At 64.3% G+C, this 22,113-nt stretch carries 30 protein-coding genes; 21 read left to right on the top strand and 9 right to left on the bottom strand.

All coding sequences use genetic code 11. From position 1 onward, the window contains the following. Positions 1–257: 257 nt before the first annotated feature. The 12 genes from rplN to map all read left to right on the top strand — a co-directional run bounded on the left by rplN (position 258) and on the right by map (position 7,392). A complete protein-coding gene (rplN, locus tag AC5RUO_RS04725; protein ID WP_009358299.1) occupies positions 258–626 on the top strand; it encodes a 50S ribosomal protein L14 in 369 nt (122 codons plus the stop codon). A gap of 3 nt (positions 627–629) precedes the next feature. After that, positions 630–992 carry a 50S ribosomal protein L24 gene (rplX, locus tag AC5RUO_RS04730; protein ID WP_009358298.1) on the top strand — a complete coding sequence of 121 codons (363 nt, stop codon included), beginning with the start codon at positions 630–632 and terminating at the stop codon, positions 990–992. Further along, positions 992–1,573, top strand: coding sequence for a 50S ribosomal protein L5 (gene rplE, locus AC5RUO_RS04735; RefSeq protein WP_009358297.1), 582 nt, complete (start codon positions 992–994; stop codon positions 1,571–1,573). The genes rplX and rplE overlap by 1 nt, the downstream gene beginning before the upstream one ends. A gap of 80 nt (positions 1,574–1,653) precedes the next feature. Then, on the top strand, positions 1,654–2,052 hold the full coding sequence (gene rpsH, locus AC5RUO_RS04740; protein ID WP_043454616.1) for a 30S ribosomal protein S8: 399 nt from the start codon (positions 1,654–1,656) through the stop codon (positions 2,050–2,052). Between the two features lie 18 nt (positions 2,053–2,070). Next, positions 2,071–2,607: a 50S ribosomal protein L6 gene (gene rplF / locus AC5RUO_RS04745; RefSeq protein WP_009358294.1), complete on the top strand. Its 537-nt coding sequence runs from the start codon at positions 2,071–2,073 to the stop codon at positions 2,605–2,607. Between the two features lie 2 nt (positions 2,608–2,609). After that, entirely contained in the window at positions 2,610–2,993 is a 384-nt protein-coding gene (gene rplR, locus AC5RUO_RS04750; RefSeq protein ID WP_133345794.1) for a 50S ribosomal protein L18, read from the top strand. Next, positions 2,990–3,706, top strand: a complete 717-nt coding sequence (gene rpsE, locus AC5RUO_RS04755) for a 30S ribosomal protein S5 (protein ID WP_133345796.1) — start codon at positions 2,990–2,992, stop codon at positions 3,704–3,706. Before rplR ends, rpsE begins: the two co-directional genes overlap by 4 nt. A 2-nt stretch (positions 3,707–3,708) precedes the next feature. Further along, the gene (rpmD, locus tag AC5RUO_RS04760) at positions 3,709–3,915 is read left to right on the top strand and encodes a 50S ribosomal protein L30 (RefSeq protein WP_009358731.1); all 207 of its coding nucleotides are present in this window, start codon (positions 3,709–3,711) and stop codon (positions 3,913–3,915) included. Continuing rightward, complete coding sequence (gene rplO / locus AC5RUO_RS04765) at positions 3,916–4,392, top strand: 50S ribosomal protein L15 (RefSeq protein ID WP_009358730.1); 477 nt, start codon at positions 3,916–3,918, stop codon at positions 4,390–4,392. A gap of 216 nt (positions 4,393–4,608) precedes the next feature. Continuing rightward, a complete protein-coding gene (gene secY / locus AC5RUO_RS04770; protein ID WP_494008926.1) occupies positions 4,609–5,919 on the top strand; it encodes a preprotein translocase subunit SecY in 1,311 nt (436 codons plus the stop codon). 5 nt (positions 5,920–5,924) lie between these two features. Further along, positions 5,925–6,494, top strand: coding sequence for an adenylate kinase (locus AC5RUO_RS04775; protein ID WP_494009004.1), 570 nt, complete (start codon positions 5,925–5,927; stop codon positions 6,492–6,494). 70 nt (positions 6,495–6,564) lie between these two features. Continuing rightward, positions 6,565–7,392 (top strand): type I methionyl aminopeptidase, encoded by an 828-nt coding sequence (gene map, locus AC5RUO_RS04780; protein WP_494008925.1) that lies wholly within the window; start codon positions 6,565–6,567, stop codon positions 7,390–7,392. Positions 7,393–7,448: 56 nt separating this feature from the next. Here map and AC5RUO_RS04785 read toward each other — a convergent pair whose 3' ends face one another. Continuing rightward, on the bottom strand, positions 7,449–7,691 hold the full coding sequence (locus AC5RUO_RS04785; protein ID WP_494102934.1) for a helix-turn-helix domain-containing protein: 243 nt from the start codon (positions 7,689–7,691) through the stop codon (positions 7,449–7,451). Next, positions 7,691–8,182 carry a DUF2975 domain-containing protein gene (locus AC5RUO_RS04790; RefSeq protein WP_494102935.1) on the bottom strand — a complete coding sequence of 164 codons (492 nt, stop codon included), beginning with the start codon at positions 8,180–8,182 and terminating at the stop codon, positions 7,691–7,693. Before AC5RUO_RS04790 ends, AC5RUO_RS04785 begins: the two co-directional genes overlap by 1 nt. 107 nt (positions 8,183–8,289) lie before the next feature. Here AC5RUO_RS04790 and AC5RUO_RS04795 point away from each other — a divergent pair, with 107 nt between their 5' ends. From AC5RUO_RS04795 to AC5RUO_RS04830, 8 genes are all read left to right on the top strand, one after another. Next, a complete protein-coding gene (locus AC5RUO_RS04795; RefSeq protein ID WP_494102936.1) occupies positions 8,290–9,216 on the top strand; it encodes a P1 family peptidase in 927 nt (308 codons plus the stop codon). A gap of 177 nt (positions 9,217–9,393) precedes the next feature. Next, entirely contained in the window at positions 9,394–9,615 is a 222-nt protein-coding gene (gene infA / locus AC5RUO_RS04800) for a translation initiation factor IF-1 (protein ID WP_009358723.1), read from the top strand. A gap of 69 nt (positions 9,616–9,684) precedes the next feature. Further along, positions 9,685–9,798, top strand: coding sequence for a 50S ribosomal protein L36 (rpmJ, locus tag AC5RUO_RS04805; RefSeq protein WP_009358722.1), 114 nt, complete (start codon positions 9,685–9,687; stop codon positions 9,796–9,798). Between the two features lie 183 nt (positions 9,799–9,981). Further along, entirely contained in the window at positions 9,982–10,356 is a 375-nt protein-coding gene (gene rpsM / locus AC5RUO_RS04810; RefSeq protein WP_003803743.1) for a 30S ribosomal protein S13, read from the top strand. 54 nt (positions 10,357–10,410) lie between these two features. Continuing rightward, entirely contained in the window at positions 10,411–10,812 is a 402-nt protein-coding gene (gene rpsK, locus AC5RUO_RS04815) for a 30S ribosomal protein S11 (protein WP_009358720.1), read from the top strand. 129 nt (positions 10,813–10,941) lie between these two features. After that, positions 10,942–11,952: a DNA-directed RNA polymerase subunit alpha gene (locus tag AC5RUO_RS04820; RefSeq protein WP_009358719.1), complete on the top strand. Its 1,011-nt coding sequence runs from the start codon at positions 10,942–10,944 to the stop codon at positions 11,950–11,952. 68 nt (positions 11,953–12,020) lie between these two features. Further along, on the top strand, positions 12,021–12,596 hold the full coding sequence (gene rplQ / locus AC5RUO_RS04825) for a 50S ribosomal protein L17 (protein WP_494008921.1): 576 nt from the start codon (positions 12,021–12,023) through the stop codon (positions 12,594–12,596). Between the two features lie 32 nt (positions 12,597–12,628). Next, the gene (locus AC5RUO_RS04830; RefSeq protein ID WP_494008920.1) at positions 12,629–13,519 is read left to right on the top strand and encodes a tRNA pseudouridine synthase A; all 891 of its coding nucleotides are present in this window, start codon (positions 12,629–12,631) and stop codon (positions 13,517–13,519) included. Positions 13,520–13,526: 7 nt separating this feature from the next. Here the strand turns inward: AC5RUO_RS04830 and AC5RUO_RS04835 are convergent, their stop codons facing one another. After that, positions 13,527–15,194 carry a sensor histidine kinase gene (locus tag AC5RUO_RS04835; protein ID WP_494102937.1) on the bottom strand — a complete coding sequence of 556 codons (1,668 nt, stop codon included), beginning with the start codon at positions 15,192–15,194 and terminating at the stop codon, positions 13,527–13,529. A gap of 256 nt (positions 15,195–15,450) precedes the next feature. On the opposite strand from AC5RUO_RS04835, the gene AC5RUO_RS04840 reads away from it, so the two are divergent. Then, on the top strand, positions 15,451–16,239 hold the full coding sequence (locus AC5RUO_RS04840; protein WP_494102938.1) for a response regulator transcription factor: 789 nt from the start codon (positions 15,451–15,453) through the stop codon (positions 16,237–16,239). On the opposite strand, the gene AC5RUO_RS04845 is transcribed toward AC5RUO_RS04840, so the two are convergent. The 6 genes from AC5RUO_RS04845 to cpaB form a co-directional block, all read right to left on the bottom strand. Further along, positions 16,236–16,700: an Hpt domain-containing protein gene (locus AC5RUO_RS04845; protein ID WP_494102939.1), complete on the bottom strand. Its 465-nt coding sequence runs from the start codon at positions 16,698–16,700 to the stop codon at positions 16,236–16,238. The two genes, AC5RUO_RS04840 and AC5RUO_RS04845, sit on opposite strands and share 4 nt — an antisense overlap. A 92-nt stretch (positions 16,701–16,792) precedes the next feature. Next, complete coding sequence (locus AC5RUO_RS04850) at positions 16,793–17,677, bottom strand: type II secretion system F family protein (RefSeq protein WP_494102940.1); 885 nt, start codon at positions 17,675–17,677, stop codon at positions 16,793–16,795. A gap of 6 nt (positions 17,678–17,683) precedes the next feature. Beyond that, a complete protein-coding gene (locus AC5RUO_RS04855) occupies positions 17,684–18,616 on the bottom strand; it encodes a type II secretion system F family protein (RefSeq protein ID WP_494008915.1) in 933 nt (310 codons plus the stop codon). Between the two features lie 9 nt (positions 18,617–18,625). Continuing rightward, positions 18,626–20,125 carry a TadA family conjugal transfer-associated ATPase gene (locus tag AC5RUO_RS04860; protein WP_494008914.1) on the bottom strand — a complete coding sequence of 500 codons (1,500 nt, stop codon included), beginning with the start codon at positions 20,123–20,125 and terminating at the stop codon, positions 18,626–18,628. Continuing rightward, positions 20,125–21,321, bottom strand: coding sequence for a CpaE/TadZ family protein (locus tag AC5RUO_RS04865; protein WP_494102941.1), 1,197 nt, complete (start codon positions 21,319–21,321; stop codon positions 20,125–20,127). Before AC5RUO_RS04865 ends, AC5RUO_RS04860 begins: the two co-directional genes overlap by 1 nt. Further along, positions 21,318–22,073 (bottom strand): Flp pilus assembly protein CpaB, encoded by a 756-nt coding sequence (cpaB, locus tag AC5RUO_RS04870; protein ID WP_494102942.1) that lies wholly within the window; start codon positions 22,071–22,073, stop codon positions 21,318–21,320. The genes AC5RUO_RS04865 and cpaB overlap by 4 nt, the downstream gene beginning before the upstream one ends. Between the last annotated feature and the right edge of the window lie 40 nt (positions 22,074–22,113).

A 22,113-nucleotide genomic window follows, 5' to 3' on the forward strand; every position in this document is an offset into this window, starting at 1 on the left:
TGCTAAGATTTTGAGTTTGTATGGCGCCTTTCGTGCGCCGTTCACCAAACTCGTAAACAAGCGTGCCACAGCATAGTGCTCCTGTGCGCCCGGGATCCGTCCTGGACAGATGGGAGCAACTGCTTCTGGCACGGGCGTTTAGGCCTGGTCTGGCAAAATCCAGGCAGGTCAAGAGACACCCCGATCAACCGTTCCGCAAGGCTCATTCCGTAGGAAGATTTTCGGTCTGAGAACCGGCGCGACGCAAGGAGTAAATAGTGATTCAGCAGGAGTCGCGACTCAAGGTCGCCGACAACACGGGTGCTAAGGAAATCCTTACCATTCGCGTTCTCGGTGGATCCGGCCGTCGCTACGCAGGCATCGGTGACGTCATTGTCGCCACCGTCAAGGATGCAATCCCGGGCGGCAACGTAAAGAAGGGCGATGTTGTCAAGGCAGTCATCGTCCGTACCAAGAAGGAACGCCGCCGTGCGGATGGTTCCTACATCAAGTTTGACGAGAACGCAGCTGTGATCCTGAAGGGCGACGGCGACCCCCGCGGTACCCGTATCTTCGGACCGGTTGGTCGTGAACTCCGTGACAAGAAGTTCATGAAGATCGTTTCTCTGGCTCCGGAGGTGCTCTAGTCCATGGCTGCAAAGATCAAGAAGGGTGACCTGGTCCAGGTCATCACTGGCGCCAAGGCTGAGCGCGGCGGCGACCGCGGCAAGCAGGGCAAGGTCCTGCGCGTGTTCACCGACACCAACCGCGTGTTGGTTGAAGGCATCAACCGCGTCACCAAGCACACCAAGGTCGGTCAGTCGCAGCGCGGCACCAAGACCGGTGGCATCGAGGTTGTTGAAGCCCCGATCCACATCTCCAACGTGGCGCTGGTTGACCCGTCGACCAAGAAGCCGACCCGCGTGGGCTTCCGCCTCGACACCGTAGAGAAGGACGGCGTCAAGAAGACCGTCCGCATCCGCGTGTCCAAGAGCACCGGGAAGGACATCTAATGACTGAGACTCTCGAGACTCCGGCAACGAAGATCGTTCCTCGTCTGAAGACCAAGTACGCAGAATCCATCAAGGCCCAGCTCCAGGATGAATTCAAGTACGCGAACGTGAACCAGGTTCCCCGCCTCGTCAAGGTTGTTGTGAACATGGGTGTTGGAGATGCCGCCAAGGACTCCAAGCTGATCGACGGCGCCGTCCGCGACCTCACCCAGATCACCGGCCAGAAGCCGCAGGTTACCAAGGCCCGCAAGTCGATCGCACAGTTCAAGCTGCGCGAAGGCATGCCCATCGGTGCACACGCTACCCTGCGTGGCGACCGCATGTGGGAATTCGTGGACCGTCTGGTCACCCTGGCGCTGCCCCGTATCCGCGACTTCCGCGGCCTCAGCGGCAAGCAGTTCGATGGCAACGGCAACTACACCTTCGGTCTGACCGAGCAGGTTATGTTCCACGAAATCGACCAGGACAAGATCGACCGCGTCCGCGGTATGGACATCACGGTTGTGACCACTGCCAAGACCGACGACGAAGGCCGCGCGCTGCTCAAGGCGCTTGGTTTCCCGTTCAAGACCGAAGCTTAATTACTACGTAAAAGGTCCGGCCGCCGGCTTCATCAGAAGCAGACGGCGGAAACCGTTACGAGGAAGGGCAAGAGCCCACCATGACAATGACAGATCCTGTCGCAGACATGCTTACGCGCCTGCGTAACGCAAACTCGGCATACCACGACACCGTGTCTATGCCTTACAGCAAGCTCAAGGCTCGCGTTGCCGACATCCTCAAGGCCGAAGGCTTCATCGCCGGCTGGAAGGAAGAGGACGCAGAGGTCGGCAAGAAGCTGACCCTCGAGCTCAAGTTCGGTCCGAACCGCGAGCGTTCCATCGCCGGTGTTCGCCGCATCTCCAAGCCGGGTCTCCGCGTTTACGCGAAGTCCACCAACCTGCCGCACGTGCTGGGTGGCCTGGGTATCGCAATCCTGTCCACCTCTTCCGGCCTCCTGACTGACAAGCAGGCCGGCAAGAAGGGCGTGGGCGGCGAAGTCCTCGCGTACGTCTGGTAACGGGAAAGGAAGAGAATAATGTCACGTATTGGACGTCTCCCCATCACCGTTCCTGCCGGCGTTGAGGTCAAGGTTGACGGCTCTGTCGTCAGCGTCAAGGGTTCCAAGGGCGAACTGAGCCACACTGTGGCCAGCCCCATCGAGGTTGCCCTGGAAGACAACACCCTGACCGTCACCCGCCCGAACGACGAGCGCGCCTCCCGTTCGCTCCACGGCCTGACCCGCACCCTGATCGCCAACATGATCCAGGGCGTCACCGCAGGCTACGAGAAGAAGCTTGAAATCGTCGGTACCGGTTACCGCGTTCAGGCCAAGGGATCTGACCTGGAGTTCGCTCTGGGCTTCAGCCACCCGGTCAACGTGTCGGCTCCTGCCGGCATCACCTTTGCAGTAGAGGGACCGACCAAGCTCTCTGTCTCAGGCATCAACAAGCAGCAGGTCGGCGAAGTTGCTGCCAACATCCGCAAGCTGCGGAAGCCTGACCCGTACAAGGGCAAGGGCATTCGTTACGCCGGCGAGGTTATCCGCCGCAAGGTCGGAAAGGCTGGTAAGTAACCATGGCCATCGCCATTAACAAGAAGCGCACGAACAAGAGCAAGGCTGCCGCCCGCAGCCGCCGCCAGCTTCGTATCCGCAAGCGCATTGCAGGAACGGCCGTTCGCCCCCGCCTGGTGGTCAACCGGTCCGCCCGCCACGTATTTGTCCAGGTTGTCGATGACAGCATTGGCCAGACCGTAGCAAGCGCGTCCACTCTGGAAGCCGACCTCCGTGCATTCGACGGTGACAAGACCGCCAAGGCCAAGCGCGTTGGCGAGCTCGTTGCCGAGCGTGCCAAGGCTGCCGGCGTCGAGGCAGTTGTCTTCGACCGTGGTGGTAACAAGTACCACGGCCGTATTGCCGCCGTCGCTGACGGTGCACGCGAAGGTGGGCTGTCACTGTGACCGAAGCAAACAAGGAAAAGGACACTGTGTCTGCAGATCAGAAGGCTCCCGAAGCCGCAGCTGCTGAGACCACTGCCCCCGCTGCCGACGACCGCCGTGGTGGCGCCCGTCGTGGCGAGCGTGGCGACCGCGGCCAGGGCCGCGGCGACCGCGGTGGCCGTGGCGGCCGCGACGGTGGCCGTGAAGCCGAAAAGAACCAGTTCGTAGAGCGCGTTGTCACCATCAACCGCGTTTCCAAGGTGGTCAAGGGTGGTCGTCGCTTCAGCTTCACCGCACTGGTCGTCGTTGGTGACGGTAACGGCATGGTCGGCGTGGGCTACGGCAAGGCCAAAGAAGTTCCCGCTGCTATCGCCAAGGGCGTTGAAGAAGCCAAGAAGTCCTTCTTCCGCGTTCCCCGCGTTGGCAACACCATCCCGCACCGCGTTCAGGGTGAAGCCGCTGCCGGCGTCGTAATGCTGCGTCCGGCTTCCGCCGGTACCGGTGTTATCGCCGGTGGCCCGGTCCGTGCAGTACTGGAGTGCGTGGGCATCCACGACATCCTCTCCAAGTCGCTCGGTTCCTCCAACGCCATCAACATCGTCCACGCGACCGTTGATGCCCTGAAGCGCCTCGAAGAGCCCGCATCCGTAGCAGCACGCCGCGGCCTGCCGCTGGACGAGATCGCTCCGCAGGCACTGGTGAAGGCCCTCCTGGCTCCGAAGGCAGGTGTTTAGTCATGGCTAAGAACCTGGTCCCCTCCGACGCACAGTTGGAGATCACTCAGATCAAGTCCGCCATTGGCGGCAAGCAGAACCAGCGCGACACCCTGCGGTCCCTCGGCCTGAAGCGGATCGGACACACTGTTGTCCGCACCGCCGACGCCGTGACCGTCGGGATGCTCAACACGGTTCCGCACCTGGTAAAGGTAGAGGAGGCGAAGTAAATGGCAGAGAACGAAAAGGCTCAGGCTGAAAAGCAGAACGCCCTGAAGGTTCACCACCTGCGTCCCGCCCCGGGTGCAAAGACCGCCAAGACCCGTGTTGGTCGTGGTGAGGCATCCAAGGGTAAGACCGCCGGTCGCGGTACCAAGGGTACGGCAGCCCGCTACCAGGTGAAGGCTGGCTTTGCCGGCGGCCAGCTGCCGCTGCACATGCGCCTGCCCAAGCTGCGTGGCTTCAAGAACCCGTTCCGGGTTGAGTTCCAGGTTGTGAACCTGGACAAGCTCAACGAGCTGTTCCCCGAAGGTGGCACTGTCACCGTGGAGAACCTGGTCGAAAAGGGTGCCGTTCGCAAGAACCAGCCCGTCAAGGTGCTGGGCACCGGCGACATCACAGTCAAGGTTGACGTCACCGCCCACGCATTCTCGGCCAGCGCCGCTGAAAAGATTGCAGCAGCAGGCGGAAGCACCACCGCTCTCTAGAGCCGGTGGGCGACAGCCCGTTGTTCAACTCCCGATGACCGGGGCCAACGCCCCGGTCATCGGGAGTTTTTCACATCCGCATGCCGTATTTTTCCCGCCATCCGGCGCAGCAGCGCTTCCCCGGATTGTTCGCATGGCGCATCCAACCGTTAGACTCGGTTGTTGGGATTTATTGGGCCCCATCACACCACTCTTATAAACACCACAGGAGGACGCTTGCTTAGCGCATTTGGCCGGGCCTTTCGCACGCCTGATCTGCGACGCAAGTTGTTGTTCACGCTGGGAATCATCACCATTTTCCGCTTGGGTGCTTTCATTCCCTCGCCTGGTGTGGACTACCAGAATGTCCAGCAATGTTTGCAGAACGGTCAGACGGCCGGCGGGCTGTACCAGCTCGTCAACCTGTTCAGCGGCGGCGCGTTGCTCCAGGTGTCCATCTTCGCCCTGGGCATCATGCCGTACATCACGGCCAGCATTATCGTCCAGCTGCTCCGGGTGGTCATTCCCCGTTTCCAGCAGCTGTACGAAGAAGGCGCCTCGGGCCAGTCCAAGCTGACCCAGTACACGCGGTACCTCACCATCGCCCTGGGCCTGCTTAACGCCACCACCCTGGTGTCCCTGGCACGATCGGGCCAGCTGCTGCCCGGCTGTGCGCTGCCCATCATCCCTGATGACAGCATCATCACCACCATCCTGATCATCATCACCCTGACCGCCGGCACCGGCCTGATCATGTGGCTGGGCGAGCTGGTGACCGAGAAGGGCGTGGGCAACGGAATGTCCCTGCTCATCTTCACCTCGATCGCAGCGACGTTCCCCACGTCCCTGGGTGCCATCTGGACCTCGCAGGGACCGGCCACGTTCTTCACCGTCCTGGCCATTGGCCTGCTGACCGTGGCGCTGGTGGTCTTCGTGGAGCAGTCACAGCGCCGCGTCCCGGTACAGTACGCCAAACGGATGATCGGCCGCCGCACCGTGGGCGGCACCAGCACCTACATTCCCATCAAGGTGAACATGGCCGGTGTTATCCCGGTAATCTTCGCTTCCTCCATGCTCTACCTGCCCGGCCTGATTGCGCAGTTCAACCAGCCGCAGCAGGGGGAGCAGCTCCAGCCGTGGGTCGAATGGATCAACAACAACCTGGTCCGCGGCGACCAGCCGATCTATATGGTTCTGTACTTTGCCATGATCGTCTTCTTTACCTACTTCTATGTCGCGATCACCTTCAACCCTGAAGAAGTGTCCGACAACATGAAGAAGTACGGCGGCTTCATTCCAGGTATCCGCGCCGGCAAGCCGACCGCTGACTACCTGCAGTACGTGCTCTCCCGGATCACCCTGCCCGGCGCCCTGTACCTGGGCTTCGTTGCACTGATTCCGCTGGTGGCACTGGTACTGATCAACGCAAACCAGAACTTCCCGTTCGGTGGCACCTCGATCCTGATCATGGTGGGCGTTGGCCTGGAGACCGTAAAGCAAATTGATGCGCAGCTACAACAACGTCACTACGAAGGGCTTTTGCGATGACGAGAATGCTGATTATTGGACCTCCCGGTTCCGGCAAAGGAACGCAGGCGGAGCGGATTTCAGAGCGCCTCGGCGTTGTGGCGATCTCCACCGGCGACATCTTCCGCGCCAATGTAAAGGGCGAAACGCCCCTTGGCATCGAGGCCAAGAAGTACATGGACAACGGGGATTTCGTTCCGGACAGCGTGACCAACAAGATGGTCCGGGACCGCCTCAGCGAGGCCGACGTCGAAAACGGCTTCCTGCTGGACGGCTACCCGCGCACGACGGCGCAGGTGGACTACCTCGACGAGATCCTCGCCAAGGGCGACGAGAAGCTCGACGTCGTCCTGCAGCTCACTGCCGACGACGAGGAACTGGTGCACCGCCTGCTGGGCCGGGCCAAGGAAACGGGCCGGAGCGACGACAATGAAGCCGTCATCCGCCACCGCCTTGACCTCTACCACGAGCAGACCGAAGCTGTGGTGGCCAAGTACGCCGAGCGCGGCATCCTCACCCAGGTCGACGGCATCGGCGCCATCGATGACGTGACCGACCGCGTGATGCAGGCCATCAAGGCGGCACAGGCAGCCTGATCCAGGCGCCGTTTTTCTGAGGCTCCTCCCGGAACAGGGGAGGAGCCTCAGCCATTTGAAAGGACACACCATGGGCTTCCGCCAGCCCCGCATCGAACTCAAGAACAACGCCCAGATGCGCACAATGCATGAGGCCGGGCTGGTCCTGAGCCGAGCCCTTGATGCAGCCGTTGCCGCCGCCGTGCCGGGCGTCACCACCAAGCACCTCGACGACGTCTTCGCTGCCGTGCTCAACGAGGCCGGTGCCAAGTCCAACTTCCTCGGCTACCACGGCTTCCCTGCCACCATCTGCACGTCCGTGAACGAGGAAGTGGTCCACGGCATCCCGGGCAGCCGCGTGCTGCAGGACGGCGACATCATCTCCATCGACGGCGGTGCGATCGTCAACGGCTGGCACTCCGACTCGGCCCGGACCGTCATCGTGGGCACACCCGATTCGGAGGACCAGCGGCTCTCCGACGTCACCCGCGCGGCCATGTGGCGTGGGATCGCAGCCCTGGCCACCGGGACGCATGTGGGCGACATCGGGGCCGCCATCGACGACTACGTCTCGTCAGTGCCCGGCAAGCCGCTGGGCATCCTGGAGGACTACGTGGGGCACGGCATCGGCTCCGAGATGCACATGGCCCCCGACGTCCTGAATTACCGCACCAGCCACCGCGGCCCCAGGATCAAGCCCGGCCTGTGCCTGGCCATCGAGCCGATGCTGGTCCGCGGCGGCATTGAAACCGCAGTGCTCGAGGACGACTGGACAGTGGTCACCACCGACGGCAAGCGCTCCTGCCAGTGGGAGCACTCCGTGGCGGTGCACGAGAAGGGCATCTGGGTGCTGTCAGCACCCGACGGCGGCGCGGAGCACCTTGTCCCGCTCGGCGTCACCCCAGTGCCGATTCCGTAGCCCAACCAACTCGCACTTAACGTCGTGAAAACCCGTTTCGCGACGTTAAGTGCCAGTCAGTTGGGGGAGTGGGGGTCTTCCTCAGCCGAGGCACCGTCAGGTTCCCACCGGAGCAGATCGCCGGGCTGGCATTCCAGCACCTCGCACAGCGCCTCAAGCGTTGTGAAGCGCACGGCCTTGGCGCGTCCGTTCTTGAGCACCGCCAGGTTGGCCGGGGTGATGCCCACTTTTTCCGCCAGCACCCCCACGGGCATTTTTCGCTTGGCCAGCAGCACGTCGATGTCCACGATGATGGCCATCAGATCACCTCGTCGAGTTCGTCGCGCAGGTGCTTGGCCTCGGCATCACGCGCCACAGCCTGGGCCAGGAGGGTCCGGAGCACCAGGACAATCAGTGCCACGCCGCCAATCATCAGGGCAGCGCCGCAGATCAGCAGCACGATGCCGGGCGCGACTTCCCCGGGAGCCAGCAGCACGGCAATCCCGAAGACAAGGACGGCCGCCGCGGCGATAGCCCAGAAGATGATGTCCACATAGCGGAAGGCCCCGTGGGAGAAGACCGTTCCCCGCCGGACCATGGTCAGCAACTGCCAGACACATACCGCCGTGGTCTGTACGCAGATGATCCCCAGGACCACAATGGCCAGGAACGCGATGCGCAACCCGTCCGGGGCCCCGGCTTCCTGGAGGTCGATGGACACCAGCGGCACCATCCACACTTGGACGAACAGTGAACCAGCCAAAACCAGCGCGATGACGATGCGCAGCGCGAGGACCGCCAGCTTTCCCATGAACTCTCCTTTATCGAGCAACAGCCTGATTCTATCGATATTCAATAGCTTAAGTAAATGCAGCTCGCTTGCCGCGGCTAAGCAGCATGCGGAGGCAGAATTGGCGCATGGGTTCTTTGACTGACGTACCGGGTATACGAGTGGGGCAGGTCTCCAAAACGGGCGCCGGCTGGCTGACTGGCGTAACCGTTGTCCTGCCCCCTGCGGGCACTGTCGGCTCGGTTGACGTCCAGGGCGGCGGACCCGCAACCCATGAGACGGACGCGCTCGATCCCACCAGCCTTGTCAGCCAGGTGGACGCGGTGGTCCTCACCGGCGGAAGCGCCTACGGCCTCGCCGCCGCCGCCGGCGTGCAGCGCTGGTGCGAGGAGAACGGCCGGGGGTTCGCCGTCCCAGGGGGAGTGGTGCCCATCGTCCCGGCCGCCGCGATTTTCGACCTTGGCCGGGGCGGCGACTTTTCAGCCCGTCCGACGCCGGAGATGGGCTACGCCGCAGCGGCGGGGGCGGCCACCGAGAATGACGGGCACGACGTCGGACGCGGCAACGTGGGCGCCGGCACCGGCGCGCTCATCGGCCGGGCATTCAAGGGCGGGGTGGGTACCGCGTCCGTGACCCTGGAAAGCGGCGTTGTTGTGGGGGCGCTGGCGGTCGTGAATGCCTTGGGGCTGCCGTTCATTGAGCACTCAGTGCTTGAGGAGACTGTTGTCCCACCTCCGCTCAACACAACTCTTGTTGTGGTGGCGACTAACGCCGTGCTCGATGTTGCCGAGTGCAAGAGAACGGCCGCTGCCTCGCATGCAGGGATCGCGCGGGCACTAAATCCTTCGCATACCCTCGCTGACGGGGACACTGTCTTCTGTCTTTCCACTCGTGCCGTGGCACTCGACCGCTCGGACGAAACCGCCCGGCAGATCAGTCTTGTGACGATGCAAAGTGCGGCAGCCGACGTCGTACGCCTGGCCATCCTGGACGGCGTGGCCAGCGCGGAGCCGGTCAGCACTCCTGCGGGCGACTATGGTGCGTACAGCGGGTAGATGCGCTAGCATGGGCGGATTTAACTTTCGCCGCACAATGGCGTAGTGTTGTTTGTTGGTTGTCTGGACTGCCGCGCCCTTTTGGGTCCTGGAGCAGACAATCGATCCAACAAAAACGTTCGTGGCAATGCCCGGTGCAATCCGGCAGGGCTGCGGCAACAACAGTTAGCGGAGGGTATGGCCAAGAAGGACGGGGTCATTGAGATCGAAGGCGTTGTGACCGAGGCGCTGCCTAACGCGATGTTTCGCGTTGAGCTCACCAACAAGCACATCGTCCTGGCACACATCTCTGGAAAGATGCGTCAGCACTACATCCGGATCCTCCCCGAGGATCGCGTAGTGGTGGAGCTGAGCCCGTACGACCTCACCCGTGGTCGTATCGTCTACCGCTACAAGTAAATTGCTGGGCGGCGTCAGTGTGAACTGGCTGCTGCTCCAGTTGACCACTGTTACACGCAAAGGAATGCCATGAAGGTCAAGCCGAGCGTCAAGCAGATCTGCGAAAAGTGCAAAGTGATCCGCCGTAATGGCCGGGTCATGGTGATCTGCGAGAACCCGCGCCACAAGCAGCGCCAGGGCTAATTCCCTCCATCGGGGATTTCCTGGGTTGCTAACCCACGCAAGTAAATAAAGGCAGCACAAGCTGATCTGGAACATTGAGCTCGACAGAGTCCGGACAGCTAACCCCCGGTCGGAGGCTGGGGCCGTACAGAACGTGCGGGTGTACTGCCTACGACCTCCGGTTTATCAAGGAGTACTGCCACTATGGCTCGTCTCGCTGGCGTAGACATTCCCCGCGAAAAGCGGCTGGAAATTGCGCTTACTTACATCTACGGCGTGGGCAAGACCCGTGCACACGAAACCCTGGCTGCCACTGGCATCAGCGCTGACGTCCGCGTTAAGGACCTCACTGACGCCCAGCTGGTTGAACTGCGTGACTACATCGAAGGCAACTACAAGGTTGAGGGTGACCTTCGCCGCGAAGTAGCAGCCGACATCCGCCGCAAGGTTGAAATCGGCAGCTACGAAGGCCTGCGCCACCGCAAGGGCCTGCCCGTACGCGGTCAGCGTACGAAGACCAACGCACGTACCCGTAAGGGCCCGAAGCGTACCGTCGCCGGCAAGAAGAAGGCCCGTTAAAAATCCCGTCAGGGATTTACGGCCTTTCCCCAATAACTTTCTGTAGGAGAAAAAATGCCCCCGAAGACTCGTGGCGCGGTACGCAAGCCGCGTAAGAAGGACAAGAAGAATATCGCGCTGGGCCAGGCGCACATCAAGAGCACCTTTAACAACACCATCGTTTCCATCACGGATCCGACCGGCGCTGTTATTTCCTGGGCTTCCTCTGGTGAGGTCGGCTTCAAGGGCTCGCGTAAGTCCACCCCGTTCGCTGCCCAGATGGCTGCCGAAGCCGCTGCAAAGCGTGCGCAGGAGCACGGCATGCGCAAGGTAGACGTTTTCGTCAAGGGACCGGGTTCCGGACGCGAAACCGCAATCCGTTCGCTGCAGGCCGCAGGCCTCGAGGTTGGCTCCATCCAGGACGTCACCCCCGCAGCCCACAACGGCTGCCGCCCGCCGAAGCGCCGCCGCGTCTAATTCTTTTCCGCAGCAGGAGCTTGCCCGGACCAGCAATGGTCCGGGCAAGCCCAGCGCGTTAAGTCTCAGACCGAATTTCCACCACCTGTGTTGCGTCATATAGCGGATGCTCGCCGAAAGGAAACCTAAGTGCTCATTGCACAGCGCCCCACCCTCTCCGAAGAGGTAGTCTCCGAAAACCGTTCCCGGTTCGTCATCGAACCGCTGGAACCGGGCTTCGGCTACACCCTCGGAAACTCCCTCCGCCGTACCCTGCTCTCCTCCATCCCCGGTGCTGCCGTAACCAGCATCCGGATCGATGGCGTGCTGCATGAGTTCACCACGGTTCCGGGTGTCAAGGAAGATGTCACCGAAATCATCCTGAACATCAAGAACCTGTCGGTTTCCTCCGAGCACGACGAGCCTGTTGTGGCTTACCTGCGCAAGCAGGGTCCCGGAGTCGTCACCGCCGCGGACATCGCTCCGCCGGCCGGCGTCGAATTCCACAACCCGGATCTGCACATCGCCACGCTGAACTCGAAGGGCAAGTTCGAGCTCGAACTGACCATCGAGCGCGGCCGCGGCTACGTTTCGGCAGCTCAGAACAAGTCCGGCGATGCAGAGATCGGCCGCATCCCGGTCGACTCCATCTACTCGCCGGTGCTGAAGGTTACTTTCCGCGTGGAAGCAACCCGTGTTGAGCAGCGCACCGACTTCGACAAGCTGATTGTCGACGTCGAGACCAAGCAGGCCATCGCCCCGCGCGACGCCGTTGCTTCCGCAGGCACCACCCTGGTGGAACTGTTCGGTCTGGCCCGTGAGCTGAACACCGCAGCTGAAGGTATCGAGATTGGCCCGTCGCCCACCGACGCTGCCCTGGCAGCCGACATGGCACTGCCGATCGAGGATCTGGACCTCACCGTCCGTTCCTACAACTGCCTCAAGCGTGAGGGCATCCACACCGTGGGTGAACTCGTTGCCCGCTCCGAGGCTGACCTGATGGACATCCGCAACTTCGGTGCCAAGTCCATCGACGAGGTCAAGGCAAAGCTGGTTGAACTGGGCCTGTCCCTCAAGGACTCGCCTCCCGGTTTTGACCTCGCAGCACGCGCCGCAGCAATCGAAGAGGACGACGCCGCTTTCGGCGACGACGAACTCTAAACCAGACCTTGGCCGGCGGGCAGCACCATGGTGTGCCGCCCACGGCTTCCACATGAGGAGAAACAATTATGCCTACCCCCACTAAGGGTCCGCGCCTCGGAGGCGGCCCGGCTCACGAGCGCCTCATGCTCGCGAACCTGGCATCTTCCCTGTTCGAGCACAAGCGGATCACCACCACGGTGACCAAGGCCAAGCGCCTGAAGCCGTACGCAGAGCGCCTGGTGACCTTCGCCAAGCGTGGCGACCTGGCTTCCCGCCGCCGCGTCCTGGGCCTGATCAGCAACAAGGGCGTTGTCCACGAGCTGTTCACCGACATTGCCCAGGCAGTGGAGAACCGCGACGGCGGCTACACCCGCATCACCAAGATCGGCAACCGTAAGGGCGACAACGCTCCCATGGCTGTCATCGAGCTGGTTCTTGAGCCGGTTTCCGCCAAGCAGGCCGTCGTTGCCGAGGCTACCCAGGCTGCTGCCAAGGCTGCTCCGGCTGCCGAGGAAGCTCCCGAAGCTGAGGAGACCACCGAGGCTCCCGCCGCTGAAGAAGCTGCAACCGAAGAGGCCGCTGCTGAAGAGGCTCCGGCCGCTGAGGAAGCTCCTGCAGAAGAGGCTGAGGCCCCCGCTGCCGAGGAGAAGGACGCGAAGTAATTCGCTGACCGGCTTCGCATAGACTTGGGTCTATGAACGACCAAAAACCCGCGGCCCCCGCTTTAGGGGGCGGCGGGTTTTTGCGTGTCCGGCTTGATCTTTCGTACGACGGCGGCCCTTTCAGCGGGTGGGCCGTGCAGCCGGGCCTGCGCACGGTCCAGGGTGTCCTCGAGGAAGCCCTGGAGCTGCTGATCCGGCGTCCCGTCCGGGTGACCGTCGCCGGCCGGACCGACGCCGGGGTGCACGCCCGCGGGCAGGTGGTCCACCTGGACCTTTCCGAAGCAGAGTGGCTGGGACTGGCCCGCGGCCACGAACTGGATCCCGCTGTCGCCATGATGCGGCGGATCCGCGGGGCGCTGAACCGCGTGCTGGGGGACCTGCACGGCGCAGTGGAGGTGCACCGCGGTGCGCCCGCGCCGGAGGGGTTCGACGCCCGCTTCTCCGCCCTTTGGCGGCGCTACAGCTACCGCATTGCGGACGGCCCGGCCCTCTGGGACCCGCTGGGCCGGTACTCCACGCTCTGGCACAAGAATCCGCTGGACGTCGCACTGCTGAACGAGGGCGCCGCCCAGCTGCTGGGACTGCAGAACTTCCTGGCCTTCTGTAAGCCGAGGGAAGGCGCCACCACCATCCGCGACCTGCAGCGGTTCGAGTTCGCACGCGGGGAGGACGGCGTCATCGTTGCCACCGTCCAGGCCGACGCGTTCTGCCACAACATGGTCCGTGCCCTGGTGGGTTCGGCGCTGTACGTGGGCGAAGGAGTAGTGGAGCCAGGCTGGCTTTATGAACGGCTGCTCGCCCAAAAACGTGACGCGAAATCCGTGCTGGCCGCGCCGCACCCACTGGTCCTGGAGGAAGTGGCCTACCCGTCCGACGGCGAGCTGCTGGCACGCGCCGAACTCACCAGGGCGCTGCGGGAGTAGCCTCAGCCTAGAAGGACGGCGGGGGTCCGTCAGCGGGCAGGGTAAGCGTAAAGGTGCTGCCTTCGCCCTGGCCGCTGACGCAAGTGATACTGCCCCCGTGGCGTTCCACAATCATTTTGGTGATGGACAGCCCCAGGCCGGCGCCGGGGATGGCAGCCTCGCGCGCCGCGTCAGTGCGGAAGAAGCGCCGGAACACCTGGCCGGCGTCGGCGCTGTTCATGCCCATCCCCGTATCGCTGACGCTCAGCTGGACCCAGTCGCTGCCGGCGCTGGCGCTGATCCGGACGCGGCCGCCGTCGGGGGAGTACTTGATGGCGTTGGACACCAGGTTGTCCAGCGCCTGGCCGATCCGGATGGGGTCCGCGTAGGCCCACAGCGGCGAGGGAACGTCCGCGGTGAGTTTGATGTGCGCCTGCTCGGCCTGGGCCTGCGCCGAGCCCATGCTGGTTTCCACCAGGCTGGCCAGATCCGTGCGCTTCGGGTGCACGTTCAGGGCTGCGGACGCAGAAGCGGTCAGGTCTGCGACGAGGGCCAGCATCCGCTCTGCATTGCGCTGCACCACAGTGAGCCGCCGTTCCACCTCCGGCGGCAGGCCAGCGGCGTCGTCCAGGACCAGGTCCACGTTGCCGATGATGGAGTTCAGGGGCGTCTTGAACTCGTGCGAAACGTTGGAGATCAGCTCCTGGTGGGCCGCCAGGGCCTCCACCCAGCCGGTGACGTCGCTGTAGACCACCACGGCGCCGGTGAGGCTGCCGTCCTCGCCCACCAGCGGGCGGGCAGCGGTGGACATCGCCCGCTGTTCCGGTCCCTCGCCCGCCCAGACCAAGTAGTCCGCGAAGGATTCACCGGCCATTGCCCGGCTGATGGGTCGCCTCTCGGGCGGGAGCAGGGATCGCCTGTCCGGACCGAAGATCAGCTGGTGCCCCTGACCGGGGGCGGCGTCGTCGGCGCCCGTTACCCGGCGGAAGTCGCGTTGCCGGTCGTTCGCAACAAGGAAGCGCCCGGAACGGTCGACGGCAGCAATGCCGACGTCGGTGGCTTCCAGCACCGTCTCCAGCAGCTTCTCCCGTTCCCGGCTTTCGCGCAGGAGTTGCCTCAGTTCACGGTCCTTCTCGGCCAGTTCGCGCTGCTGCAGCCGCAGGTTCATGCTCGCGAACCGGATGGCCAGCGAGACGGCCAGCATCATCAGCGGGAAGAGGAGGACGGGGGTGATGTCCGAGGCCGTGAGATTGGGGAAGCGCCCCGCGGCTGTTGGCAGCATGATCAACATCGGGCCCGTGAAGCTGAGCACCAGGCTGCTCCGCGCCAGCATCCCTGAGGCGGACAGCCAGATCACCGGGAAGACCACCAGCACAGCGAGGCCGGGAAGGAGCGGGGCGGCGCCATTGCGCAGCAGCCCGATGGCCAGGAAGTCTAGGACGGGAATGAGGAGGTAAGGCTGGTGCGGCAGGCGCTCCCAAGGAACCAGGAAGCAGGCTGCGAACAGGACGGCATGCAGGACGATGCCGGACATGTAAAAAGGATTGTGCAGCAGCGTTGGCCAGGCGAACGGCGTGGCCACGGCAAGGGCAGCCACCACCAGTGTCAGCGGCAGCTGGCAGAGTGCGACTTGTGCGCGGGTCCCCAATTCCCGAAAAAAGCGCAGCGGACCGCGCCGGAACAGGGGATCAGCCATGGAAGCCTTTCAGCACTCCCGCCCCGGCAATGGAGGCAAAGTTCCCCTTTGGTGCCGAATTCCTGCAGGTCACCGTCATGCACATCCTTTCCCAGCCGATAATGCACATGTCTTGTCATGATAATTGACTTTTGAAGATGAATGTCGAATCAGATGTGATCAGCCCGGCTTACTAGTAGCGTATAAATGGTTGGAGCGGATATGGCATTGGCGCTGGGCCGATGGGGGGTCATATCCGCCTGGCGCGGGGATAGCAATGGACGACGATCTTGGTGTAGCTGTGGTCATCGAAGACGATGCCGACGTTCGGAACCTCCTTGAAGGGGTCCTGAGCCAGGCCGGCTTCGAAGTCCATACAGCATGTGACGGGCGGGCCGGGGTTGAGGTGGTCCGCAGCAAGCAGGCCAACGTGGTGACCCTGGACATCGGCCTGCCGGATATTGACGGGTTTGAGGTCCTCCGGAGGATCCGCCATTTCAGCAACGCCTATGTGGTGATGCTGACGGGCAGGACCGAGGAGCCGGACCTGCTCTCCGCGCTGAATGCCGGGGCCGATGACTACATCGCCAAGCCCTTCCGGCCCAGGGAGCTTCGGGCGCGCGTTGCCGCAATGATGCGCCGGCCGCGGCATGAAGCCACCGGACAGAGGCCCGCCACGTGGGCGTCCGCGCCCGCTGCCGCCGCAACGCGGACGCATGACGCGGCCGTCCTGCAGCACAACGGCCTGGTCCTGAACCACCGGACCAGGACCGTGGAGGTGAACGGCCAGCCCCTGGCACTCACTCGCAGCGAGTTCGACCTTCTCCATGTACTGCTGAAAGGCGGCGGCGCCGTATGTACCAGGGCGGACCTGGTGAAGGCGGTGCGCGGTGACTTTTATGATGAGGACACCTATATCAGCGAGGCGGACGAACGCGCGGTGGAGGTGCATATCGGCAACCTGCGGCGGAAGCTCAAGGAGGACCAGGTGCAGCCACGCTGGCTGCAGACGGTGCGCGGGGTGGGCTACCGGCTGGCACCGGCAAGGCAGGTGGGGAAGGCCTAGTCCGTTTCCAGGATGTACGTGGCCTGGAGCTCGGTGATGGTCAGGCCGCCGTCCTTGGCCACGCGCTCCATCAAGACCTTTCCCTGGCCAAAGTCGCCCAGGCGGATCAGGGTTTCCAGCAGCTCCGCCAGTTTGGCCAGGCGCATGCCGCCCACCATGGCGGAGCTGATCTTCAGGCTGATGACTGCATCCAGTGCCGACTCGCTGTCCTGGCGGTGTACGGCGGCGGCCAGGCGCGTGTAGCGCTGGTCCCACATGGCCGCATAGTCGCGGGCGAAGCGTTTGGCCAGTCCGGTGCCGGCCAGTTCGTCTTCGAGTTCGTCAAGGACGGCGGCGTCAATGAGCGGCAAGAGCCCGGCCGCTTCCTGTGAGGGCGGGGAAAGGTAGGGCGCGCTGATCCCGGCCGGCAAGGGGCCGGCAGAAAGGCCCTCGCTGCTGGAGCCGGAATCTGGACTGTGCATTGTTCAAGGCTACTTCCTGGAATTCTTTCGTTGGCCTATTTGGGATGAACCTGTGTAAACCTTGACCGACTCTTCAGCGGTCCTTGTGCCTGTCACTGGCCGCTGAACGTCATCACGGTATTGACCACGGCCGGGCCCAGGATGGCGATGAAGAGGACGGGGAATATAAAGAAGAGGAGCGGAAAGAGGATCATCACCGGAAGTTTCATGGCCTTTTCCTCTGCCCGCTGGCGGCGCTTCACGCGCATCACTTTGGCCTGGACCCGAAGGACCCGGCTGATGGCGATCCCGTACGTGTCCGCCTGGACCACGGCCTGCACAAAGCTCCGCAGTTCCGGGATGTTGGTCCGCTCAGCCAAGGCGATGTAGGACTCGCGGCGGCTGCGGCCCACCTGCATGTCCTGCAGCGTGCGCACCAGTTCCTCCGCCAGCGGGCCCTTCCCGTTCTCGCCGGCCCGGGCCATGGCGCCCTCGAACCCCAGGCCAGCCTCCACGGAGATCAGCATCTGGTCCAGCGTGTTGGCGAGCTCCAGCTGGATGACCTTCTGCCGCTCCTGCCCCTTGCTGTAGAGCAGCAGGTCCGGAATGAAGTAGCCCAGGAACAGGACGAAAAGGCCTGACAGCTTCATCAGGGGCGTACTGCCGATGGTGGTCAGGTAGATGCCGACTGTGATGCCTGCCAGGCCGATGGCGAGTTTGGACCCCAGCACCTTGCCGAGCGGCATGGAGACCGGGCGGCCGGCCAGGGCCAGCAGGCGGTCAAGGAATGCCACATAGGCCGGGGGAGTGAGGCGGCGGCCGATGCCTTCGAGCAGCCCGGGCTTGCTTTCCGGCGCCACGGTGACGGCCGGGGCGCCACGGTTGAGGAGCTCGCCGACGGCCAGCCTGCCCTGCCTGTCCACGGTGAGGGCGGACCAGGCGAGGACCGCCACCGGGACTGAGACCAGGAGGACGGAGAGGAGGATGATGACGTTCACGGTTCCTCAGAACTTCAGGTTGATGATCTTGCGCATCCACAGCGCGCCGATGGTCATGAGGACGAAGGACGCGCCGATCATTGCCCAGCCCAGCGGGTGGGTGAACATTGAGTCCATGTAGGTGGGACTCACGGTGAGCAGCATGGCCACGATGCCGAACGGCATGGCGATCAGGATGTAGGCGGAGAACTTGCCTTCCGCCGCCAGCGCCTTGATGTGGCCCTTGATCTCCGCGCGCTCGCGGATGGTTTCGTTGACCTGGTCCAGGACGTCGGCCAGGTTGCCGCCCACTTCCCGATTGATCTGGATGGCCTGCGAAATCCAGACAAAGTCCTCATTTTTCATCCGGTCCGCCGTGTCATTGAGCGCGGCCAGCAGGTCGCGGCCCAGGCTGGTTTCGGTGATCACCCGCCGCATCTCCTCCGACGTCGGCTTCTGCGACTCGGCCGCCGCGGCGTCGATGGCGCGCAGGATGCTGTGCCCGGCACGGAGGCCGCCGGAGAGGAGCTGCAGGGTGTCCCCGAGCTGGCCGTCGAAGGCCGTCCGGCGTTTCCCGGCCAGGAACCCGAGGACGAGTTTTCCGATGAAGGGTGCCAGCAGGGCAAGGAGCAGCCCCACCAGCGGGCCCACGGCGACAGTTCCCACCAGCATGCCAAGGCAGGCACCGATCCCCACCAGGAGGAGGAATTCCGCCTGGCTAAGGCGCAGCCCGGCGTTCTCCAGCTGGGGGCGGGAGAAGAGGGTGAGGTTCCGCCCGGCCAGGAGCCGTTCGAAGGACCGGACGGCGGTCAGCGAGAACCGTGCCAGGGAGGACGGCGGGTCGGTGTCGAACGGACGACGGCGGTCCAGCGGCACCGAGGGGGCGCCCGGCAGGATCACGGCGACGCCCAGCAGGCAGACGGCGGTGAGCAGGATGACGGCTCCGGCTGCGAGGATCACGGTGGCGCCCTATCTTCCGGGAGAGGTGGTGCCGGCGGGGTTCAGGGGTGACGCAAAGACCGACGGCGACACGTGGATTCCCAGGTCCTCGAACCGGTCGATGAACCGCGGCCGGATTCCCGTGGCCACGGGCTTGCCCAGGAACCGCCCGTGCGCGTCCACCCCGGCGGAGTAGTCGAAGACGAACGCGTCCTGGAGGGTGACGATGTCCCCTTCCATGCCCTGGACCTCGGTGACGTGCGTGATGCGCCGGGAGCCGTCACGGAGGCGGGAAATCTGCACGATGAGGTTGACGGCGGAGGCAATCTGTTCTCGGATGGCCCGTAGCGGCAGGTCCATGCCGGCCATGAGCACCAGGGTTTCGAGCCTGGCCACGGCATCGCGCGGGGAGTTGGAGTGCACGGTGGAAAGAGACCCGTCGTGGCCGGTATTCATTGCCTGCAGCATGTCCAGGGATTCACCGCCGCGGACCTCGCCCACCACAATGCGGTCCGGGCGCATACGCAGCGAGTTCCGCAGCAGTTCGCGGATGGTCACCTCACCCTTGCCTTCGGTATTGGGCGGGCGGCTTTCGAGCCGGACCACGTGCTCCTGCTGGATCTGGAGTTCCACGGCGTCCTCGATGGTGACGATCCGTTCATCATGCGGGAGGAAGGATGAGAGCACGTTCAGGAGCGTTGTCTTGCCGGTGCCCGTACCGCCGGACACGATGATGTTGAGCTTGGCCTTGACGCAGGCGTTGAGGAGCTCGGCCATCTCCGGGGTCAGGGTGCCGAAGTCGATCAGGTTGCGGACCGTCAGCGGGACCTTGCTGAACTTACGGATGGTGAGCGAGGATCCGCCCACGGCCAGCGGCGGGATGACGGCGTTCACGCGGGAACCGTCCTCGAGCCGGGCATCCACCAGGGGGGACGACTCGTCGATGCGGCGGCCCACCTTGGACACGATCCGCTCGATCACTTTGCGCAGGTGCTCCTCGGAGCTGAACCGGGATTCGGTGAGCGTCAGCTTGCCCTTGCGCTCGACATAGATCTGGTCCATCCGGTTGACCATGATTTCCGTGACGGCCGGGTCGTCCAGCAGGCGCTGGAGGGGACCGTAGCCCAGGACGTCGTCGGCAACGTCGCGGACCAGCCGGGTGCGTTCTTCGGACGTGAGCGGCACCTGTTCGGCATCGATGATGCGGGAGAGTTCCTCCTTGGCGGTGCTCCGGAGCTCCTGCTCGGTGACCGCAGCATCATTGAAGCGGGCGCCCATCCGTTCGAAAAGGGCGTTGGCCGCCCGCAGCTTCATGGCGGCGAAGACGTCCACCTTCGGTGCCGTGGGCACCTGCTGGGTGCCGGCGTCGTGCGCGGGAATCACGACGGCGGGGCGCGCGGGAAGGTGCCCCTCCGCCGTCGTGCCCGGAAGGGCCGGGGACGCGGCGGCGGGACGCTCCAGCACGGCCGTGGCCGTGCCGGACGCCTGGCCGCGGTCCTGGGCCGCGTTGATCCGTTCGGAGAGTTTCATCAGATGACCACCCTTCGGTGAAGCTTCCGCTGTGTCTGGGTACGCCACGCCGGGTTGAACCGCTCCACCAGCAGGCGGAGGCTCTTCACGGCGGGGTCTTTCCTTGATTCCTGGAGGACGGGGATGCCCCGGTTGGTGGACAGGGCAACGGCGCGGGACCGGGGGACGCTGACATCCACGGGCGCGCCGATGGTGGACTCGACGTCCTGGACGTTGAGACCGGCCTTGGCGTCCGCCATGTTCAGGACAACGTGCCGGGATTCGGGCATGATGTCCAGCTGGCGGAGGACTTCCAGGCCGGAGCGCAGGCCGCGGAGGCTGGGGACGTCCATGGCGCTGACCCACACCACGTCGGTGCACTGTTCCATGGCGGCCAGGCCGATTTCCGGCATGCCGGGCGCGGTGTCGATGACCACGTACTGGAATTCCTGGGCCAGCTGCTCGATGAGGCGGCTGATCTGTTCCGGGGTGATGTGGTCTGCGTCCACCGGGTTGGGCGGGGCGCAGAGCGCGTAGATGCCCGCCGGGTGCACGGTGAGGAAGGCCTTGAGGACCAGGGGGTCCTGCGCGGCCGCCGGGGTCACGGCATCAGTGACGGTGTGCTCCGGGTTCAGGTACAGGCCGGAGGCAACGTCGCCGAACTGCAGATCCAGGTCCACGATCACCACGCTCATGGGCGCGATCTGGCCCAGGCCGATGGCGATGTTGGTGGCGAGGGTGGTCTTGCCGACGCCGCCCTTGGGGGAGAAGACGCCGATGACCAGGCCCTTGCCGCCGTTCTCCGTGGGCGGGGCCTCGTGGTTGCGGTGGCGGGTGGCGAAGGACTGGCAGGCACGTTCCAGGAGGACGCGGATTTCGGCCGCGTCCGCATGTGGGCTGAGGATGTCCCGGATGCCGGCGCGCATGGCGTGCAGGAGGAAGTCCGCCTCGATGTCGCTGACCAGGACCAGGCTGAGGCCGGGGAGCTGGACATCGAACACCTTGGCGAACCGGAGTGCCTCCTCGTAGGGCACATCCGGGCCGATGATCAGGACCTCGGGCTGCTCCTGGTTGAGCAGGGAGAACAGTTCGGCGGGGCCGGCCGGGAGGATGTCCGAAGCGATGGTCTGCACGGTGCCGCGCAGGCCGTTCGCGACGGCGGCGCGCAGCTTCTGGTCGAACTCGCCGTTGGGGGAGAGGAGGACGAAGCGGCTCACTTGTAGACCACTTCCTTTCGCTCCACGCGGGGGCCGTTGTCCTGGGCATCCACGGGTTCCTTGGTGAGCCAGAGGCTGCCGTTGATGGACGTGAAGATGATCTTGGCGGCGTCCACATCGGTGACGGCGACGGTGAGCATGAGGGAGCCTTCGGGGAGGGTGGTGTCCTGCGGGTTGGTGCCGTCCTCCGGGGTTTCCGCGCCCGCGGCCTGCGGGGCGCGCTGGACGGCGGTGACCAGGACCTTGCGGAGGGTGAGCTGGGTGGTGGCGTCTTCCGGCCTTGCCTTGTACGCGCCGCCCTCGAAGTTGAGGGCGATGCCCACGTGGTCGCCGACGTTGATCCGCCCGCCCGCGACGCGCTGCGGTTCCAGCTGGAAGGAGACTTCCTGCAGCCCGGCAGGAACTTCCACGGCGCCGCTCTCCTTGGCTTCCTCCGGGGCGACCAGCCGCTCGGCCAGGAGCTGCTCGCCGGGGACGAGGTCCACGGCGGCCACTGTGCCGGCCTTGCCGTCGAGGGTGCTGAGGGCGGTATCGGACACGCCCGCCGAGGGGACCTTTTCGATGACCAGGCTGGCGGTCATGTCGTTGACCGGGGTGCCGGCGGAAACGGCTTCCTTGACCACCAGGACGTCGCGGGGTTCGGTGGAGGCGAGGGCGCGCTGGTCGGCGCCGTTGGCGTAGAAGATGATGAGGATGGCTCCCACGAGCGCCAGGGCGACGGCGGCCGTTCCGGCGAGCAGGCGAGACTTCACTGTGTTACTCCGTGGGTTTCGTGGGGCGCGTTGTTTGTGG

It is taken from the genome of Arthrobacter sp. Y3221087 (assembly GCF_059089905.1).

What these genes read in the sequence shown, in the direction of transcription:
- AC5RUO_RS04835 (WP_494102937.1), bottom strand. Translation starts at nt 15,194, where the DNA reads ATGGCTGATCCCCTGTTCCGGCGCGGTCCGCTGCGCTTTTTTCGGGAA.
- AC5RUO_RS04830 (WP_494008920.1), top strand. Translation starts at nt 12,629, where the DNA reads ATGAACGACCAAAAACCCGCGGCCCCCGCTTTAGGGGGCGGCGGGTTT.
- AC5RUO_RS04795 (WP_494102936.1), top strand. Translation starts at nt 8,290, where the DNA reads ATGGGTTCTTTGACTGACGTACCGGGTATACGAGTGGGGCAGGTCTCC.
- AC5RUO_RS04775 (WP_494009004.1), top strand. Translation starts at nt 5,925, where the DNA reads ATGCTGATTATTGGACCTCCCGGTTCCGGCAAAGGAACGCAGGCGGAG.
- rplF (WP_009358294.1), top strand. Translation starts at nt 2,071, where the DNA reads ATGTCACGTATTGGACGTCTCCCCATCACCGTTCCTGCCGGCGTTGAG.
- infA (WP_009358723.1), top strand. Translation starts at nt 9,394, where the DNA reads ATGGCCAAGAAGGACGGGGTCATTGAGATCGAAGGCGTTGTGACCGAG.
- rpsM (WP_003803743.1), top strand. Translation starts at nt 9,982, where the DNA reads ATGGCTCGTCTCGCTGGCGTAGACATTCCCCGCGAAAAGCGGCTGGAA.
- rplX (WP_009358298.1), top strand. Translation starts at nt 630, where the DNA reads ATGGCTGCAAAGATCAAGAAGGGTGACCTGGTCCAGGTCATCACTGGC.
- rplO (WP_009358730.1), top strand. Translation starts at nt 3,916, where the DNA reads ATGGCAGAGAACGAAAAGGCTCAGGCTGAAAAGCAGAACGCCCTGAAG.
- rpmJ (WP_009358722.1), top strand. Translation starts at nt 9,685, where the DNA reads ATGAAGGTCAAGCCGAGCGTCAAGCAGATCTGCGAAAAGTGCAAAGTG.
- AC5RUO_RS04790 (WP_494102935.1), bottom strand. Translation starts at nt 8,182, where the DNA reads ATGGGAAAGCTGGCGGTCCTCGCGCTGCGCATCGTCATCGCGCTGGTT.
- rplQ (WP_494008921.1), top strand. Translation starts at nt 12,021, where the DNA reads ATGCCTACCCCCACTAAGGGTCCGCGCCTCGGAGGCGGCCCGGCTCAC.
- AC5RUO_RS04860 (WP_494008914.1), bottom strand. Translation starts at nt 20,125, where the DNA reads ATGAAACTCTCCGAACGGATCAACGCGGCCCAGGACCGCGGCCAGGCG.
- rpsH (WP_043454616.1), top strand. Translation starts at nt 1,654, where the DNA reads ATGACAATGACAGATCCTGTCGCAGACATGCTTACGCGCCTGCGTAAC.
- rpsK (WP_009358720.1), top strand. Translation starts at nt 10,411, where the DNA reads ATGCCCCCGAAGACTCGTGGCGCGGTACGCAAGCCGCGTAAGAAGGAC.
- AC5RUO_RS04785 (WP_494102934.1), bottom strand. Translation starts at nt 7,691, where the DNA reads ATGGCCATCATCGTGGACATCGACGTGCTGCTGGCCAAGCGAAAAATG.
- AC5RUO_RS04840 (WP_494102938.1), top strand. Translation starts at nt 15,451, where the DNA reads ATGGACGACGATCTTGGTGTAGCTGTGGTCATCGAAGACGATGCCGAC.
- map (WP_494008925.1), top strand. Translation starts at nt 6,565, where the DNA reads ATGGGCTTCCGCCAGCCCCGCATCGAACTCAAGAACAACGCCCAGATG.
- rplE (WP_009358297.1), top strand. Translation starts at nt 992, where the DNA reads ATGACTGAGACTCTCGAGACTCCGGCAACGAAGATCGTTCCTCGTCTG.
- AC5RUO_RS04845 (WP_494102939.1), bottom strand. Translation starts at nt 16,700, where the DNA reads ATGCACAGTCCAGATTCCGGCTCCAGCAGCGAGGGCCTTTCTGCCGGC.
- rpmD (WP_009358731.1), top strand. Translation starts at nt 3,709, where the DNA reads ATGGCTAAGAACCTGGTCCCCTCCGACGCACAGTTGGAGATCACTCAG.
- rplR (WP_133345794.1), top strand. Translation starts at nt 2,610, where the DNA reads ATGGCCATCGCCATTAACAAGAAGCGCACGAACAAGAGCAAGGCTGCC.